General features: G+C 43.2%; 1 protein-coding gene. It reads left to right on the top strand.

Features of this window, described 5'->3' with window-relative positions:
* A partial coding sequence (locus CALK_RS11665; protein ID WP_034638402.1) for a hypothetical protein occupies nucleotides 1–760 on the top strand: 760 nt, incomplete at its 5' end.
* Nucleotides 761–910 lie beyond the last annotated feature (150 nt).

The following is a 910-nucleotide window of genomic DNA, read 5'->3' as shown; positions in this document are numbered from 1 at the left end:
CTATGGCGATAGTGCCTCGTTTTTAGACTCCCTTGAGTTTTCTTTGAAAACAAACTTTACAGATTTTTCTGGAAATACCGGCGGTGATACTGAAAGCTACGCTTTTGGATTGATGTCGGGACTGCGCTTACACTCCTGCACTCTTAATACGGACAGGTATTTTAACTCTTTTCCAGAAAACATCGCGGCACAGGCTGTTTTCACAGCCCCTGCTGGGACACATTTTTCCATTATGGCTGAACAAAAAGATCTTTCTATACCTCTCCGTGCAGAAAACACCTATAACATTCCCTTTCGTTTTACCATGAGTGACACCCTTGATTTTGCGACTGAATTAATATCTCTTGAGTCTCCACGCAGGGATTTACGATTTCTCACGGCTCTTCAGGATCCAAGCCTGACGTTCCATACTTTTTTTGAAAACCACAGCCCCTCCGGCCTGAAAGTATATGGTCTTGGCGCACGGAAGCCTTACCGTCAGAAACTTGCAGACCTCCCGGATTCTCTTATTTGCCCTAATATAGAGAAAAATACCCATTATGATACGCATTTTTTTTCCCTTACACCGGGAGGGTGGCTTTCTCTGCCTGACAGCGCTGGGGAAAATCAGTCAAAATGGCACTTACATGGAGAATCTCTTGATGCATTTCAAGAGGAAGACTCACTATTCTTTCGCTTCAGAGTATCAATTCCTGAACGGGACACAATGGCATTTTCTAATACTTATTTTTTGATATATTCCAGTGGTGTTACCCTGTAAGGACTCGGAAGAAGTGACCAGTTAACAGACTGGGAGAATAGATGAGTATCACGCTTTTTCTGTTGTTTTTATTTGTAGCATCAGGGACTATTCATGCCTCTTTTTCGGACAAGGAATTACTCACAGAATGGGACTGTACTGGTTCAGCGG

The sequence above is a fragment of the Chitinivibrio alkaliphilus ACht1 genome, from assembly GCF_000474745.1.
Taxonomy (GTDB): Bacteria; Fibrobacterota; Chitinivibrionia; order Chitinivibrionales; family Chitinivibrionaceae; genus Chitinivibrio; species Chitinivibrio alkaliphilus.
Note: the sequence above shows the minus strand (reverse complement) of the source record. Positions and strands in the feature narration are given on the sequence as shown.